At 67.0% G+C, this 15,277-nt stretch carries 15 protein-coding genes; 5 read left to right on the forward strand and 10 right to left on the reverse strand.

All coding sequences use genetic code 11. From position 1 onward, the window contains the following. Window positions 1-198 precede the first annotated feature (198 nt). On the forward strand, window positions 199-1,071 hold the full coding sequence (locus IB258_RS06400; protein WP_225590303.1) for a LysR family transcriptional regulator: 873 nt from the start codon (window positions 199-201) through the stop codon (window positions 1,069-1,071). Window positions 1,072-1,221: 150 nt separating this feature from the next. On the opposite strand, the gene rpsT is transcribed toward IB258_RS06400, so the two are convergent. From rpsT to IB258_RS06450, 10 genes are all read right to left on the reverse strand, one after another. Next, window positions 1,222-1,485 (reverse strand): 30S ribosomal protein S20, encoded by a 264-nt coding sequence (rpsT, locus tag IB258_RS06405; protein ID WP_006396042.1) that lies wholly within the window; start codon window positions 1,483-1,485, stop codon window positions 1,222-1,224. 259 nt (window positions 1,486-1,744) lie between these two features. Further along, window positions 1,745-2,713: a FecR domain-containing protein gene (locus IB258_RS06410; protein ID WP_175163563.1), complete on the reverse strand. Its 969-nt coding sequence runs from the start codon at window positions 2,711-2,713 to the stop codon at window positions 1,745-1,747. Window positions 2,714-2,905: 192 nt separating this feature from the next. Next, on the reverse strand, window positions 2,906-4,465 hold the full coding sequence (murJ, locus tag IB258_RS06415) for a murein biosynthesis integral membrane protein MurJ (protein WP_192352310.1): 1,560 nt from the start codon (window positions 4,463-4,465) through the stop codon (window positions 2,906-2,908). A gap of 182 nt (window positions 4,466-4,647) precedes the next feature. Then, the gene (locus tag IB258_RS06420; protein ID WP_054452382.1) at window positions 4,648-5,406 is read right to left on the reverse strand and encodes a 3-hydroxyacyl-CoA dehydrogenase; all 759 of its coding nucleotides are present in this window, start codon (window positions 5,404-5,406) and stop codon (window positions 4,648-4,650) included. A gap of 132 nt (window positions 5,407-5,538) precedes the next feature. Further along, window positions 5,539-6,195 carry an adenylate kinase gene (adk, locus tag IB258_RS06425; RefSeq protein ID WP_054452380.1) on the reverse strand — a complete coding sequence of 219 codons (657 nt, stop codon included), beginning with the start codon at window positions 6,193-6,195 and terminating at the stop codon, window positions 5,539-5,541. Between the two features lie 91 nt (window positions 6,196-6,286). Continuing rightward, on the reverse strand, window positions 6,287-7,051 hold the full coding sequence (kdsB, locus tag IB258_RS06430) for a 3-deoxy-manno-octulosonate cytidylyltransferase (RefSeq protein WP_054452378.1): 765 nt from the start codon (window positions 7,049-7,051) through the stop codon (window positions 6,287-6,289). A 10-nt stretch (window positions 7,052-7,061) separates the two neighbouring features. Next, window positions 7,062-7,244, reverse strand: coding sequence for a Trm112 family protein (locus tag IB258_RS06435; protein WP_054452377.1), 183 nt, complete (start codon window positions 7,242-7,244; stop codon window positions 7,062-7,064). A 64-nt stretch (window positions 7,245-7,308) separates the two neighbouring features. Continuing rightward, window positions 7,309-8,349, reverse strand: coding sequence for a tetraacyldisaccharide 4'-kinase (gene lpxK / locus IB258_RS06440; protein ID WP_192352311.1), 1,041 nt, complete (start codon window positions 8,347-8,349; stop codon window positions 7,309-7,311). After that, entirely contained in the window at window positions 8,346-8,759 is a 414-nt protein-coding gene (locus tag IB258_RS06445; protein ID WP_054452373.1) for a biopolymer transporter ExbD, read from the reverse strand. The genes lpxK and IB258_RS06445 overlap by 4 nt, the downstream gene beginning before the upstream one ends. Then, window positions 8,756-9,379, reverse strand: coding sequence for a MotA/TolQ/ExbB proton channel family protein (locus IB258_RS06450; protein ID WP_054452372.1), 624 nt, complete (start codon window positions 9,377-9,379; stop codon window positions 8,756-8,758). Before IB258_RS06450 ends, IB258_RS06445 begins: the two co-directional genes overlap by 4 nt. Before the next feature lie 349 nt (window positions 9,380-9,728). Here IB258_RS06450 and xseA point away from each other — a divergent pair, with 349 nt between their 5' ends. The 4 genes from xseA to IB258_RS06470 all read left to right on the forward strand — a co-directional run bounded on the left by xseA (window position 9,729) and on the right by IB258_RS06470 (window position 15,268). After that, complete coding sequence (gene xseA / locus IB258_RS06455; RefSeq protein WP_192352312.1) at window positions 9,729-11,096, forward strand: exodeoxyribonuclease VII large subunit; 1,368 nt, start codon at window positions 9,729-9,731, stop codon at window positions 11,094-11,096. Between the two features lie 155 nt (window positions 11,097-11,251). Beyond that, window positions 11,252-11,830 carry a superoxide dismutase [Fe] gene (gene sodB, locus IB258_RS06460; RefSeq protein WP_013394768.1) on the forward strand — a complete coding sequence of 193 codons (579 nt, stop codon included), beginning with the start codon at window positions 11,252-11,254 and terminating at the stop codon, window positions 11,828-11,830. Window positions 11,831-12,112: 282 nt separating this feature from the next. Then, on the forward strand, window positions 12,113-13,804 hold the full coding sequence (locus IB258_RS06465; RefSeq protein WP_192352313.1) for a methyl-accepting chemotaxis protein: 1,692 nt from the start codon (window positions 12,113-12,115) through the stop codon (window positions 13,802-13,804). A gap of 72 nt (window positions 13,805-13,876) precedes the next feature. Further along, window positions 13,877-15,268 carry a chloride channel protein gene (locus tag IB258_RS06470; protein WP_054452367.1) on the forward strand — a complete coding sequence of 464 codons (1,392 nt, stop codon included), beginning with the start codon at window positions 13,877-13,879 and terminating at the stop codon, window positions 15,266-15,268. Window positions 15,269-15,277: the final 9 nt, after the last annotated feature.

A 15,277-nucleotide genomic window follows, 5' to 3' on the forward strand; every position in this document is an offset into this window, starting at 1 on the left:
TCTAAAAATTCCAGCCTTGTGTCAGGATCGGAGGTTCAAGCGCATCGACGGCTGATCGAATCAGCTGTAGCCAGCGTTCAGCCCGGCATCCCATTGGGATGCATCATTCATCGGTACCGCCTCCGACAGAAGACGGGTGGCGGTCTTTAGAGTCGCGAACATATGTCCGGAACCTTTTCGATCGAATCGTTCAGTGGAATGGTGGCCTTCGCGGCCACGGTGGAGTCCGGCAGTTTCGCTGCGGCCGGGCGCAAGCTGGGCCTGTCCGCGTCCGCGGCGGGCAAGGCGGTTGAAAGGCTGGAGCTCAAGCTGGGCGTGCGGCTGCTGCATCGCAGTACGCGCTCTCTGGGGCCGACCGGTGAAGGCGAGGTCCTGTACCGCTATGTCAGCAAGATCCTGAAGGATCTCCAGGAGGCGGAGCGCGAGTTGCAGCTGGTGCAGAACGCGCCCCGCGGCCGGCTCAAGATCAGTGTTCCCACGGTGATGGGCCGCAGGATCGTGTTGCCGGCGCTCAGCGACTTCCACGCGCGCTTTCCCGAGGTGATGGTCGACATCAATCTGGACGACCTGATCGTCGACGTGATCGAGGACGGATACGACCTCGTATTGCGCCTGGGCGAACTGGAGGATTCAGGGCTGCAGGCCCGCAACATCGGCCCGCACGCGTTCACGACTTGCGCCTCGCCCGCCTACCTGGCCCAGCGCGGCACGCCGCGTACGCCTGCGGATCTCAGTGAGCATTGCTGTATCTACTATCGGTTTCCAACGACTGGCAGGACGGAAACCTGGGCTTTCAAGGGAGAGCCGTCGGGCAGGGTATTCAAACCCTCCAGCATATTGAATGATGGCGAGGCCCTGGCATCCGCGGCGATCGGCGGCTTGGGGATCGTGCAGGCGCCCAGCTACCTGGTAAAGGAAGACGTGGCGGCGGGGCGGCTGCGGCCGGTGCTCGAGGATTACACCGAAAACCGGGGCAGCGTTTCGCTGCTATGGCCGCCCCGATCGGCGGAGGTTGCCCGGGTGCGCGCGTTCATCGATTTCTTCGCCGAGCGGATCGCGGCGCAGTTATAGCCGCGGCGGGCGCAAGGGGGCAAAGGGGAGTATATGGACGCCGAAAAATAGAGGCTTTGCGGCGGCCCGAAACGCAAAAAAGGATGCCCATGGGCATCCTTTTTCATTTGCCGTATTCGTGACGCCCTGAAAACAGGGCGGCAGAATGGCTTAGGCCAGCGCCTTGATGGCGGCAGCCAGGCGGCTCTTGTGGCGAGCGGCCTTGTTCTTGTGGATGATGTTCTTGTCGGCCACGCGATCGATCACGCTGGAGGCCTTCTGGAACACTTCGCCAGCCGCAGCCTTGTCGCCAGCGGCGATGGATTGGCGAACGCGCTTGATGGCGGTGCGCAGCATCGAGCGCAGGCTGGAATTGTGCTTGTTGCGCTCAACGGATTGGCGAGCGCGCTTGCGGGCTTGGGCGGTATTGGCCATGTTGCTATATAAGTTGAATTCGGCAAAGTCGAACATTGTAGCAAGTCCCTACGGGAATGCAAGCTTTTAATGTTTGATCAGCCGATGGAGCGCCCGTCAACCGGGCGGGGGGCGCTGCGGGAGGAATTCCCTGGGCTGGAGAGCCCTTGCGGATGGTCCTCATGCGTTTGAGGAAAACCCGTGGCGCCTACTGGATAAAAACACCGTGCTTAGTATACAACGAAGCCGCTCCGGCGGCACGGGGCGAATGCCGGCGTTGTCAGGTGGCGACGCTGATGGAGACGAACCAGGGCGTGAAACGGCGGACGTGGATGGGCATGATGTCGCGCAGCGTATCGAGCGCGGCGTCGGTGTCGTCCAGCGGGAAGTGGCCGGATACCGGCAGGCCGCCAGCGGCCATGGACACGCGCAGCGTGCCGCTGCGGTAGGGGCGCAGGGCGGCGATCACTTCGGCCAGCGGGCGGCCGCGGGCTTCGACCCAGCCGGCTTCCCAGGCGGCTTCGGCCATGAGTTCGGCGCGCGGGGTGTCCATGCGGGCCGCGTCGAACCGGGCGCCGGTGCCGGCGCGGACGGTGCCGTGGGCCCCGGACATGGTTTCGACCTCGACCTCGTGCTCATGCACCACCACCAGGGTGCGCTGGGCTTGCTGGCGCACCATGTAACGGGTGCCCAGCGCGCGGACCGTGCCTTCTGCCGTCTGGACCAGGAAAGGGCGGCGCGCGTCAGGAGCCACCGACACCGTCACGGCGCCGTCCAGCAGGCGGACCTGGCGATACGCGGGAGTGAAGTCCAGGTTAACGCGGCTGCGCGCGTCCAGCAGCAGTTGGCTGCCGTCGGACAGCACGTAGCGGCGACGCTCGCCCGTGGCCGTGGCGGCATCCGCCGCGACGTTACCCAGGGGATAGAAGGCATTGCCCACGTAGGCGGCGCAGGCGCCGGTACCGGCGAGCGCCAGCGCGCCGGCCAGAAAACGGCGGCGAGGGGGCGCAATGGCGGGGCCGGGAGGGGCCGCGAGATGCGGGATGGCCGGGCCGGTGGTCGCGTAGCCGGCGGGATAGGCGTCGCCAAGCCGGCCGAACGTCGATCCTTCCAGCGAGCCGGTCAGCTGCTGCCAGGCGTTCTCGTGGGCTGGGTCGGCAGCACGCCACGCCAGGAAGTCGTTATAGTCCTGGGCGGTCGCCTTGCCGGAGCGCAATAACAGCAGCCAATTGATTACCTGGTCCGCCATGGGTTGTCCTTGGGCGTACTTCACTTCATGTCCCCGCAGTGCTTCAAGGGGGATCCTTTCGATGGCAATTTGTAAATAATAAAGGTTTTTTACCAAAGATTACCGGCTGATTGTCAATTCTTGACGAATCTAATGCAAAAAAAGCCGGTACTAGACCGGCTTTTGACGTGTATATAGGCAGATTGTCCGAACTTAGCGCGCCGGACGTCGGCCGAAGTCCCTAGGGCGGAAGCCAAACAGTAACAACATTCCAAAGTAGACCGCGCCGCTGGCCGCCAGCACCCCAGTCAGCCAGGCCACCCGCTGACCGGAGTGGGCCTGCAGGGCGATCCAGTCGATGCGTCCGTCCGCATACCAGAGCAAGGCCGCCAGCGCCGCCAAGGCGGGCAAAAGGCGCAGCGCGAACGCCGCCCAGCCGGGGCCGGGCTGATAGACGCCGCGGCGGCGCAGGCCGATCAGCAGCGCCAGCGCATTCAGGCAGGCGCCCAGGCCGATTGCCAGGGCCAGCCCGGCATGCGCCATCAGAGGCACCAGCACCAGGTTCATCAACTGCGTCATGATCAGCACCCCGATGGCGATCTTCACCGGCGTGCGGATGTCCTGCTTGGCGTAGAAGCCGGGCGCCAGGATCTTCACTGCCAGCAGACCGATCAGTCCGGCGGAATAGGAAATGACCGCCAGCCGGGTCTGGCTTACGTCCTGGGCGGCGAAGGCGCCGTAGTGGAACAGGGTGGCGACCAGGCCGTCGGACAGCAGCGCCATGCCCACCGCCGCCGGCAGGCCCAGCAGCAGCACCAGGCGCAGGCCCCAGTCCAGCAGTCCGCTGTAACCGCCGTGGTCGTCGCGGGCATGGGCGGCGGACAGGCTGGGCAGCAGCACCGTGCCCAGCGCCACGCCCAGCAGCGCCGTGGGGAATTCCATCAGGCGATCGGCGAATGACAGCCAGGTAACGCTGCCCGGCGTGAGCCAGGTGGCGATGTTGGTGTTGATCAAGAGCGAGATCTGCGCGACCGAGACGCCCAGGGTGGCGGGCGCCATCTGCTTGAGGATGCGCTGCACCGTGGGGTCGCTCCAGGCCTCGCGGAACCGCAGGGTGAAGCGTGGCGTCAGGCCGAGCCGGGCCAGGGCGATCCATTGCACAGCCAGTTGCGCGACGCCGCCGATCATGACGCCGATGGCCAGCGCGTAGACCGGCACGTCCATGCGCGGCGCGAGCCAGATGCAGGCCGCGATCATCGCCAGGTTGAGCAGCACCGGCGTGAAAGCCGGCACGGCAAAGCGCCGCCAGGTATTGAGCACGCCCGAGGCGAAGGCGATCAGCGACATGCAGAAGATATAGGGGAACATCACCCGCGTCATCCAGACCGCGGCGCCGAATTCGGTGTCGCGGGCGGCTCCGCGCAGGCCGCTGGCCATGGCCGATACCACCCAGGGCGCGGCGACTATGCCGATGAGGGTGATGAGCATCAGCGCCGCGGTCAGCAGCAGCGCCACGCGGTCCAGCAGGGTGCGGACTTCGGCTTCGGAACGGTTGTTGCGCGCGGCGCCCAGGATGGGCACGAAGGCCTGGGCGAAGGCTCCTTCGGCGAACAGGCGGCGCAGCAGGTTGGGAATGCGGAAAGCGACCCAGAAGGCGTCGGTGATGGGGCCGGCGCCGAAAGCGCGGGCCACCAGGATGTCGCGGATCAGGCCGGAAATGCGGGACAGCAGGGTGAAGCTGCTGACCGTGGCCGCCGAACGAAACAGGCTCATGGAAGACTACGTAAAAAGGGGGCCGGCAGGCCCCATAACCAACATTGCCCCTTGAATGGGGCAACACTTCGCCCTACGTTTTTTCTCTACGCCGGAGCGCCTTTTTCCCTTGGACCGCCCCAAGGGAAAAAGAGCCCCCTCGGGGGGCAGAGAGCCCGCGCAGCGGGCGAAGCGTGGGGGCATTATTTCGGCGGCATGCGGATGGCGCCGTCGAGGCGGATGGTTTCGCCATTGAGCATGTCGTTGGTGATGATGCTGTGGACCAGCTTGGCGTAGTCTTCCGGGCGGCCCAGGCGGGCGGGGAAGGGAATGCTGGCGGCCAGCGAGTCCTGCACTTCCTGCGGCATGCCGAAGATCATGGGCGTGCCGAAGATGCCCGGGGCGATGGTCATGCAGCGGATGCCGGTCTTGGACAGGTCGCGCGCAATGGGCAGGGTCATGCCGGCCACGCCGGCCTTGGAGGCGGCGTAGGCGGCCTGGCCGATCTGGCCGTCGAAGGCCGCGACGGAGGCGGTGTTGATCATCACGCCGCGTTCGCCGGTGGGTTCGGGCGCGTTGGCGCTCATGGCCTCGGCGGCCAGGCGCATCATGTTGAAGCTGCCGATCAGGTTGATCGACACGACCTTCTGGAACAGTTCCAGCGGATGCGCGCCGTTCTTGCCCACGATCTTGGCGGCGGGCGCGACGCCGGCGCAGTTCACCAGGCCAAAGAGCGAGCCCAGCTCGAGCGCGGCAGCTACGGCGTTCTTGCCGTCGGCTTCCTGGGTCACGTCGCAGTGGACGTAGCGCTGGCCCAGTTCCTTGGCCAGGGCCGAGCCCGGCTCGTCCTGCACGTCGGCGATGACGACCTTGGCGCCGTTTTCGACCAGCATGCGCACCGTGCCGGCGCCCAGTCCGGACGCGCCGCCCGTGACGATGAATACCTTGTTCGCGATTTCCATGTGTCTACCACCAGTAGTTCTAGGGATGAAAGCGGCGCGGCAGGCGCCGGATATGACTAGGCCTTCGGGGCCGGCCGGACGCGTTGCGTTCCGGTGCCAGCGCCGAAGGCCTGTGAGCCATCGAGGCGCCGATCAGCCTTGGACGGCTTCGAACAGGCGGGCCTTGATTTCTTCGACCGCGCCGACGCCGGAGATCTTGCGGTACTTCGGCGCGTCGGCGGGATTCTGCTGCGCCCAGGACGAGTAGTAGTCGACCAGGGGGCGGGTCTGGTCGCGGTACACGGCCAGGCGGTTGCGCACGGTTTCCTCGCGGTCGTCGTCGCGCTGGATCAGCTCTTCGCCGGTGACGTCGTCACGGCCTTCGACCTTGGGCGGGTTGAAGCGCACGTGGTAGCTGCGGCCGCTGGGCTGGTGCACGCGGCGGCCGCTCATGCGTTCGATGATGTCTTCTTCGGGGACTTCGATTTCCACCACGTAGTCCAGCTTGACGCCGGCGCTCTTGAGCGCGTCCGCCTGCGGGATGGTGCGGGGGAAACCGTCGAACAGGTAGCCGTTGGCGCAGTCGGGCTGCTTCAGACGGTCCTGTACCAGGCCGATGATGATCTCGTCGGAAACCAGACCGCCGGCATCCATGACCTTTTTGGCTTCAATGCCCAACGGCGTGCCCGCTTTGACCGCGGCGCGCAGCATGTCGCCGGTGGAAATCTGGGGAATGCCGAAGTGTTGGGTGAGAAACGCGGCCTGGGTGCCTTTGCCGGCGCCGGGAGGTCCGAGCAAGATGAGACGCATGAGTGCTCCTGAAGGGGTGTATTTTTTGTGATCCGGGGAATTATGCCGCAATGCAGCAGCCGATGCGGAGCCGCGCCATAGGAAATAACCCTTATATCTGCTTGCTGTAGACCAGTCGGACGCGTTCCAGATCTGCCGGGGTATCTACGCCTGCGGCAGGAGGGTTGGACGCCCGATGGACGACGATGACGTGGCCGTGTTCCATGGCGCGCAGCTGCTCCAGAGATTCGAAACGTTCCAGCGCGCCCTGCGGCAGGGACGGATAGCGGCGCAGGAACGACACCCGGTACGCGTACAGGCCGATGTGGTGCCAGGCCGGCAGGCCGTCGGCCAGCACGCGTTCGCCCGAGGCCAGCGCATCGCGGGCCCAGGGGATCGGGGCGCGTGAAAAATACAGCGCGCGGTCGTTCGCGGCGCAGACCAGCTTCACCACGTTGGGGTTGAACAGGGCCTCGGCGTTGGCCAGGGGACAGGCGCAGGTCGCGATGTCGGCCTCGGGGCTGGCTTGCAGCTTGGCCGCGACCGCGTCGATGAGTTCGGGTTCGATCAGGGGCTCGTCGCCCTGCACATTGACCACGATGGCGTCGTCAGGCAGGCCCAGTTGCTCCACGGCTTCGGCCAAGCGGTCGGTGCCGGTCGGGTGGTCGGCGCGGGTCATCAGCGCCTGCAGCCCGTGCGCCTGCGCCGCCTGTTGCACGCGGACGTCGTCCGTGGCCACATAGACGCGGGAAGCGCCGGACAGCGCCGCGCGTTCGGCGGTGCGCACGACCATGGGCTTGCCGGCGATGTCGGCCAGCGGCTTGTCGGGCAACCGGGTCGAGGCGGTGCGCGCCGGGATCAGGGCGATGAAGCTCATGCTCGGCGGTTCAGTGGGAAGCGGGGGCGTCGTCCAGCGCGCGGGCTTCCGATTCCAGCATGACGGGGATGCCGTCGCGCACAGGGAAGGCCAGGCGGTCGGCGCGGCAAACCAGTTCGGCTTGCTGCCGGTCGTGTTCGAGGCGGCCCTTGCACAGCGGGCAGACGAGGATGTCGAGTAGGCGGGATTCCATGACCGGAATTCTAAAGCAGTTTGCCGAGGGCCGGGCCGCGCGGCGCTGCCAGGCGGACGGTTTGCTAGGCCCGGACTGGCTGGCGCAGCGCCTGCGCCAGCCAGTCGAACAGTTGCGGATCGGAGAAGCCGGCGCGCACGGGCACTTCCCACAGCCGCGGATCGTCCAGGGCGGCGCATTTGATCGCGTCCTTGGAGGTGATCAGGATGGCCTCGGCTGTCAGCGCCTGGAAGGGCGACTCGGCGTAATCGTGATGATCGGGCAGGGCGAGCGCGGTTTCCAGCTGGATGCCGGCGCCGCGCAGGGTGGTGAAAAAGCGTTCCGGATTGCCGATGCCGGCCGCCGCCGCGATGCGCGGCTGGCCGGCAAAGGCGGCCAGGGGGCGCGCGCCGCGGCCCGAGACCTGGCGCGTATCGCCCGGTTCCAGCCACATGCGGACTTGCCGCGGCCGGACGCTGCCCCCGGCTTGGGGCTGGCCGCCGGGGGTGCCGATGTTCGTCACGACCACGTCGACCTCCCGGAGCCGTTCGGCGGGCTCGCGCAGGGGGCCCGCCGGCAGCAGGCGGCCATTGCCCACGCCGCGCTCGTCCTGCACCACGATTTCGATGTCGCGCGCCAGCGCCAGATGCTGCAGGCCGTCGTCCGACACGATCACGTCCACCTTGGGGTGCGCCTGCAGCAGGGCCTGGGCGGCCAGGGCGCGCTTCGGGTGCACGGAAACCGGCGCCCCGGTGGCGCGGGCGATCAGCGCGGGTTCATCGCCAAAGCGGGCGGCTTCGAGTTGGCCCAGCCCGACGCGGGCGTGCGGCCCGACCTTGACGCCGTAGCCGCGGCTGACGACCCCGGGGGTGTAGCCGCGGGCCCGCAACGCTTCGACGGTGGCGATGACCATGGGGGTCTTGCCCGTGCCGCCGACGTAGACATTGCCGATCACCACGACGGGAACGGGGGCGCGGTACGAGCGGCGGGTGCCGTCCAGGTAGCGCTGGCGCTTGCGCGCCACTTCCCAGGCGGTCAGCCTGGACAGCGGCAGCAGCAGATTGGAGAGCCAGCCGCCGTGCTGCCATTGGCGCGCCAGCAGCGTCGAGGCGCGCTTGGCGGTCACCGGGTGGTCTGCGCGGCGAAGTTGACGCGGCCGATGCCAGCCAGCCGGGCGGCTTCCATGATGTTGATCACGGACTGGTGGGTGGCCTGGGCGTCGGCGTTGATGACGACCAGCGGTTCGGTCTTGCCGGCGGCGGCCTGGCGCAAGGCCTCGGCGATTTCGGGCGGCGTGGAGACGTCGATGAGCGTGCCGTTGAGCGCGTAGCGCCCGTCCTGGCTGACGGCGACTTCCAGCGCCGGAGGCGTGTCCTGTTCCATCGAGGCCTGGGGCAGCGTCACCTTCAGCTGGGTGAAGCGCGCGAAGGATGTGGTTGCCGCCAGGAAGATCAGGATGACCAGCAGCACGTCGATGAGCGGAATCAGGTTGATATCCAGCTCATCGCGCTCGCCGCGGGGGCCGCGGAAATTCATGAACGGCCCTCGCGCATGGCGGACCCGGGGGAGACGGCGCGGACCAGGCGCGACGCGGTCTGTTCCATGGCGCTGAGGTAGCCGTCCACACGGCCGCGCAGATAGCGGTGCGCGATCATGGCGGGAATGGCGATGAGAATGCCGAAGCCGGTGTTGTACAGCGCCATCGAGATGCCGCGCGCCAGTTGCGCGGGATCGCCGCCGCCGGGGGTGTAGGAGCCGAAGATCTCGATCATGCCGACCACGGTGCCGAACAGGCCCATCAGGGGCGCGACCACGGCGATGGTGCCGATGGCGGAGATGTAGCGGCTGAGGTCGTGGGCGACGGCGCGGCCGGTATCCTCGACCACGTTGCGCAGTTCCTCGCGCGGCAGGTGGCGGTGACGCATCACCTCGGCCAGGATCCGGCCCAGCGGCGAGTTGCGCTCCAGGCGGTTGATCGCGTCGGGAGTGTCCTGGCGGTTGCGCAGCATTTCAGCGACTTGGTCGCTCAGGCCGCGCGGCATGACCAGGCCGCGGCGCAGGGAGAGGAAGCGCTCGAAGATCAGCGCCAGGCCCAGGACGGATGTCGCCAGCAGGGGCCATATCGGCCAGCCGGCCTCGCGCAGTATGGAAAGCAAAGCGTTCAACTCCCGGGGGACCGGTGCGCAAAGCGGCGCGAACCGGCATCTGATCAAGCCGAAACTGTAACGGTGCGGCGGGGGTGTGGCAAGTCGGTACGACCCCCAATCTATCCACAGATCTTGTGGATAATTCTGTGCAAAACTTCCCGGAAGTGCTTGTGGGCACAGGGCTTGCACTTGTTTGCTTCAATTTCGAGCAGCTTTGTTTTCAATAAAGTTATATAAAAATCAATGATTTAGTTCGAATTTGCTGGCTTTCGGGCCGGTTGGGGGAAATCTGCTGGGACGCGGTATGATTGCGGCCCGCTACGCGGCTCCTGTGGACAGGTACGCATCGGAAAGCCCCATGACAATTGAATCTACAGTCACAAACAACGTATTTGCGCGGGATATCCTGACGGTTGCCCAGCTGAATCAAGCTGTGGGGCAGTTGTTGGAGCGCAGCATCCCGGCGCTATGGGTGCGTGGAGAGATTTCCAACTTCACGGCGGCGGCTTCCGGGCATTGGTACTTCACGCTCAAGGACAGCCGGGCCTCCGTGCGGGCAGTCATGTTCAGAAGCCGCGCCAGTGCGGTGGGTTTCACGCCGCGGGCCGGTGATCAGGTCGAAATCCGGGCCCGCGTGTCGCTCTACGAGCCCCGTGGCGACTATCAGCTGCAGGCTGACGCCATGAGACGGGCCGGACTAGGCAATCTGTACGAGGCGTTTCTGCGCCTGAAGGAGCAACTGGCTTCCGAAGGCCTGTTCGATCCCGCCGCCAAGCGCGAACCCGTGCGCCTGCCGCGGGCGATCGGCGTGGTGACGTCCCTGCATGCCGCGGCGTTGCGGGACGTGCTGTCGGCGCTGGCGCGCCGCGCGCCCCAGGTGCCCGTGTTCATCTACCCCGCGCCGGTCCAGGGCGCGGACGCCGCCGGGCGGCTGGCCGCCCAGGTGCGCATGGCCAACCAGCGCGCCGAGGTCGATACCCTGCTGCTGGTGCGCGGCGGGGGCAGCATCGAGGATCTTTGGAGCTTCAACGACGAAGCCTTGGCCCGCGAGGTTGCGGCCAGCGCAATCCCCGTCATCAGCGGGGTGGGGCACGAGACGGATTTCACCATCGTCGATTTCGTGGCCGACGTGCGCGCGCCGACGCCGACCGCAGCCGCCGAACTGGCCTGCGTGCCGCGTTCGGAATTGCTGGGCCGGGTCATGCAGGCGGCAGAGGCCATGACGCGCGGTCAGCAGCGCCGCCTGGAACGCGCTGCCCAGCGGCTGGACCGCGCTGCCGCGCAACTGGTGTCTCCGGCCCAACGGCTCGAACATCAGCGGGAGCGCCTGAACAGCCTGCGTTTCCGCCTGGCCACCGGCTGGTCCGGTCCCCAGGAGCGCCGCGCCGCGCGCGTCAATCTGCTGACGCAGCGTCTGGCGCATCGCGTACCCGACACGGGCCGCGCGGCCGACCGGCTGGCCGGCGCGGCGCGCCAGCTCGGCCAGGCGCATGCGCGGCTGCTGGTGCAGCGGCGCAACCGGCTGGCCGCCGCCACGGCGCAATTGCGCGCGCTGGATCCGGGCAACACACTGGCCCGCGGCTACGCCATCGCGCGCGACGAACAGGGCCGCATCGTGCGGGACGGGGCCGCGCTGACGGCGGGGCAGGCGCTGGACCTGAGCTTCGCGCAGGGCGGAGCCGAAGTCGCGGTCACGCGCAGGCGCGAGACGCGCGAGGCTTCCTGAAAGAGGGCGGTCGGGCCGCTGTCATGAACACATGCTTCCAGTCATAAGCAGATGCGTCCCTTAACCCCGCGCGGGCGGGGGGTTAACGCGGTATCCTCAGTAGTTGCCGATACAATTGAACGGCTTGATCGTGCACTCAACAGAAGGAACCTCACATGGCACATACTCTTCCCCCCCTGCCTTACGAACTGGACGCGCTGGCTCCGCACATCTCCAAGGAAACGCTGGAGTTCCACTACGGCAAGCATCACCAGACCTACGTCACGAACCTGAACAACCTGATCCCGGGCACGGAATTCGAAACGCTGTCGCTGGAAGACATCGTCAAGAAGTCCTCGGGTGGCATTTTCAACAACGCCGCCCAGATCTGGAACCACACGTTCTACTGGAACAGCCTGGCTCCCAAGGCCGGCGGTGCGCCGACCGGCAAGCTGGCTGACGCCATCAACGCCAAGTGGGGCAGCTTCGACGCTTTCAAGGAAGCCTTCAACAAGTCGGCCGCCGGCAACTTCGGTTCGGGCTGGACCTGGCTGGTCAAGAAGGCCGACGGCTCGGTCGACATCGTCAACACCAGCAACGCCGCCACCCCGCTGACCACGGCCGACAAGCCGCTGCTCACCTGTGATGTGTGGGAACACGCCTACTACATCGACTACCGCAACGCCCGTCCCAAGTACCTGGAAAACTTCTGGGCGCTGGTGAACTGGGAATTCGCGGCCAAGAACTTCGCCTGATAGGCAAAGCCAGGCCCGCCGCGGCGTCAGCGTCGCGGCTCCTGCTGATCAACCCCTCGCGCAAGCGTGGGGTTTTCTTTTTTGTTCAGGAAAAATTCAGCCTGCGAAATCCCTGTCGATTGTCGAATTCATTGCGGGGAAATGAAGAACAAACCGGCTTTTCTTCCGGGTAATCCCTAGGTTTGCCAGCCACTATCGTTGGCCCCGGTCGGCGACTGAACCACGGGGTCCACGGCCGCGGCATGCCCGCCATAAACCGTGGTACTTACAGGGAAGGGAAGCATGTTGCGGTTATTTTCGGGTTTGCGCATCGGCGCGCGCCTGTCGGGCGCGTTTTTGCTGGTGGCGGTGATAGGCGGTGCGATTGGCGGCTTCGGGGTCTGGGGCCTGGCGCGCATCAATGAAATGAACGACCGGCTTTACGACACCGAGCTGCGCGGCATCTCGGACGTCAAGGAAGCCAACATCAATCTGATCTATGCGGGCCGCGCCCGCAACGGCTACCTGGCCGCGTCCACCGACCAGGAACGCCAGGCCTTGCGCAAGCAGTTCGACGACGCCGTCGCCAACATGGACGCGCTGCGTGAAAAGGCTGCGGCCAACTTCTATTCCGAAGAAGGCAAGCGCGCGCTGGCGCAGTTCACCGAGACCGAGCAGGTCTGGAAGCGCGAGTCCGCGGCCTTCTTCGCCGCCGCCCAGGCGCGGCCGCTGACCCAGGCCGATCCGCGCGTTGCCGAAATCGAGGCGCGCGTGATCGCTTCGTCGCAGAAGCTGGATGACCTCATGACGACCTTGGCGAAGACCAAGGAAAACGCCGCCGCCCAGACCGTGCAGAGCGGCACGGATCTGTATGAAACGTTGCGCGCCGTCATGGTCGCCCTGGCCGTGATCGGCGTGGCGGTCGGCATGTTGCTGGGCTGGCTGGTGACACGCGGCATCGTGCGTCCGCTGGAACAGGCCGTGACGGCGGCGCGCCAGGTTGCGGCCGGCGACCTGACGACCGACATCCAGGTCGCCACGCGCGACGAAACCGGCGACCTGATGGGCGCGCTCAAGACCATGAACGAAAGCCTGGCGCGCATCGTCAAGGACGTGCGCGACGGCTGTGAGAGCATCGCCTCGGCGTCCTCGCAGATCGCGCAGGGCAACGCAGACCTGTCGCAGCGCACCGAGGAACAGGCCTCGTCGCTGGAGGAAACCGCGGCGTCGATGGAGCAACTGACCAGCACCGTGCAGCAGAACGCCAACAACGCCAGCGAAGCCGACCGGCTGGTCAACCAGGCTTCCAGCGTGGCCGTGCGCGGCGGCGAAGTGGTGGAGGGCGTGGTCCAGACCATGAGCGCGATCTCCGACAGCTCGCGCCGCATTGCCGACATCACGGGCGTGATCGACGGCATTGCCTTCCAGACCAACATCCTGGCGCTCAACGCAGCCGTGGAAGCGGCGCGCGCCGGCGAGCAGGGTCGCGGCTTCGCCGTGGTGGCGGGCGAGGTGCGCACGCTGGCGCAGCGCTCCGCAGTGGCCGCGAAGGAGATCAAGGCCTTGATCGACGAGTCGGTCACGCGCGTCGAGGGCGGCACGCGCCAGGTCGACGAAGCCGGCCGCACCATGCGCGAAGTGGTGGACAGCGTGCGCCAGGTCGCCACGCTGGTGCGCGAAATCGCCAGCGCTTCGGAAGAGCAGTCCGCCGGCATCGGCCAGGTCAACCAGGCCGTGGCGCAGATGGACACCGTGACGCAGCAGAACGCCGCGCTGGTGGAAGAGGCGGCAGCGGCGGCGGCCAGCATGCAGGAACAGGCCACGCGCCTGGCCCAGGAAGTGCGCCGCTTCAAGGTCGAAGCCGGAGGCGGATCGGCCCGTGAAGCCCAGGTCCGTTTGGTGCAGGCGGTGCCTGCGGCGCCGCGCAAGCCGGCCGCGCCGGTGGCGCGTCCCGCGCTGGCGCAGGCCTCTGACGACGACTGGTCGACGTTCTGATCCTGCGCTGTGGGCTGGCGGTCAGGTGGGAGTGGTAAGGTTAGCCACTTTCAACCGCGCCGGCTTCTGCCCATGAACCTGCCCGACCCTCTACGCCGGCTGCTGGCCGGCCCGCGCCGATGGGCGCATCGCAAGGTGCGCCAGATCAACCGCCTGTCGCGCAAGAGCGTGCAGATGGGGCTGTTGCTGGGGGGCGCCGGCCTGGTGGCGCTGATGTCGCTGGGCTTTGCCTATCTGGCCGACAAGGCGCTGGAATGGAACCGCGAGTGGGTCGCCTACAACGGCTGGCTGGCCTTGCTGGTCCTGCCGCTGAGCCTGGCGGCCTTGCGCTGGCTGACTTTGCGCTTCGCGCCCAATGCGTCCGGCAGTGGCATTCCGCAGGTCATCGGCGCCTTGTCGCTGCCGCCGGGCGCCAGCCAGAACAGCCTGGTGGCGCTGGGGCAGACTCTCTGGAAAATTCCTCTTGCGTTCGGCGGCATGCTGGCCGGCGCCTCGATCGGCCGCGAAGGGCCGTCCGTGCAGGTGGGCGCGGCCTTGATGCTGGCCTGGGGCGACTTCTGGAAACGTCGCGGTGTGCAGCTGCGCGGCTTTCACGCCAACGAACTGATTGCCGCCGGCGCCGCGGGCGGCCTGGCGGCCGCCTTCAACGCGCCGTTGGCCGGCGTCATCTTCGCCATCGAGGAGCTTGGGCGCGGCACGGTGCTGCGCTGGCAGCGGCTGGTGTTGATCGGCGTGCTGGCCTCGGGCTTCCTGGTCGTGGCCGTGGTCGGCAACAACCCCTATTTCGGCGTGTTCGGCGGCGCGCCGCTGACGCATGGCATGGTGATGTGGGTGGCCATCTGCGCGGCGCTCAATGGCGCATTGGGCGGCATATTCGCCCGCCTGCTCGGCAAGGGGGCTGCTGGCAGCGCGCCACAGTCCTGGCGCGCCTGGATCCGCGCCCATCCGATCTGGACCGCCTTCATCATGGGCCTGATCCTGGCCATGATCGGGCTGGCTACCGCCGGCAGCGTCTACGGCACGGGATATGGCGTGGCCGCGGACCTGCTGTCGGGCAAGGACACTGCACCCGCGAGCTTCGGGCTGGCCAAGCTGGCCGCGACGGTCGCCTCCTATTGGGCGGGCATACCGGGCGGCATCTTCACGCCGGCCCTGACCACCGGTGCCGGCATTGGCCATCACATCTGGCAACTGGCGGGAGAGGGCGTCGACCATCGCGTGCTGGTGCTGATCTCGATGGCCGCGTTCCTGGCCGCCGCGACCCAGGCGCCGCTGACCGCCAGCGTGGTGGTGATGGAAATGACGGGCAGCCAGCCCATGCTGTTCTGGCTGCTGGTCGGCTCTCTGCTGGCTTCCGGCGTGTCGCGCCAATTCTGCCCGCAACCCTTCTACCACCTGGCTGCGGGGCGTTTCCGCCGGCAAGCCATCGTCGATGCCGGACGCGCCGCCAAGCCGCCGGCGTGAGTCCATAAG

This window comes from Achromobacter sp. ACM02, from assembly GCF_014851605.1.
In the GTDB taxonomy this organism is placed as follows: domain Bacteria; phylum Pseudomonadota; class Gammaproteobacteria; order Burkholderiales; family Burkholderiaceae_B; genus Achromobacter; species Achromobacter aegrifaciens.

Bases quoted from the DNA above. Each gene is read 5' to 3' on its own strand.
- IB258_RS06420 (WP_054452382.1), bottom strand. From the start codon at position 5,406: ATGGAAATCGCGAACAAGGTATTCATCGTCACGGGCGGCGCGTCCGGA.
- IB258_RS06445 (WP_054452373.1), bottom strand. From the start codon at position 8,759: ATGAATTTCCGCGGCCCCCGCGGCGAGCGCGATGAGCTGGATATCAAC.
- IB258_RS06470 (WP_054452367.1), top strand. From the start codon at position 13,877: ATGAACCTGCCCGACCCTCTACGCCGGCTGCTGGCCGGCCCGCGCCGA.
- xseA (WP_192352312.1), top strand. From the start codon at position 9,729: ATGACAATTGAATCTACAGTCACAAACAACGTATTTGCGCGGGATATC.
- IB258_RS06435 (WP_054452377.1), bottom strand. From the start codon at position 7,244: ATGGAATCCCGCCTACTCGACATCCTCGTCTGCCCGCTGTGCAAGGGC.
- murJ (WP_192352310.1), bottom strand. From the start codon at position 4,465: ATGAGCCTGTTTCGTTCGGCGGCCACGGTCAGCAGCTTCACCCTGCTG.
- kdsB (WP_054452378.1), bottom strand. From the start codon at position 7,051: ATGAGCTTCATCGCCCTGATCCCGGCGCGCACCGCCTCGACCCGGTTG.
- IB258_RS06465 (WP_192352313.1), top strand. From the start codon at position 12,113: ATGTTGCGGTTATTTTCGGGTTTGCGCATCGGCGCGCGCCTGTCGGGC.
- adk (WP_054452380.1), bottom strand. From the start codon at position 6,195: ATGCGTCTCATCTTGCTCGGACCTCCCGGCGCCGGCAAAGGCACCCAG.
- rpsT (WP_006396042.1), bottom strand. From the start codon at position 1,485: ATGGCCAATACCGCCCAAGCCCGCAAGCGCGCTCGCCAATCCGTTGAG.
- sodB (WP_013394768.1), top strand. From the start codon at position 11,252: ATGGCACATACTCTTCCCCCCCTGCCTTACGAACTGGACGCGCTGGCT.
- IB258_RS06410 (WP_175163563.1), bottom strand. From the start codon at position 2,713: ATGGCGGACCAGGTAATCAATTGGCTGCTGTTATTGCGCTCCGGCAAG.
- IB258_RS06400 (WP_225590303.1), top strand. From the start codon at position 199: ATGGTGGCCTTCGCGGCCACGGTGGAGTCCGGCAGTTTCGCTGCGGCC.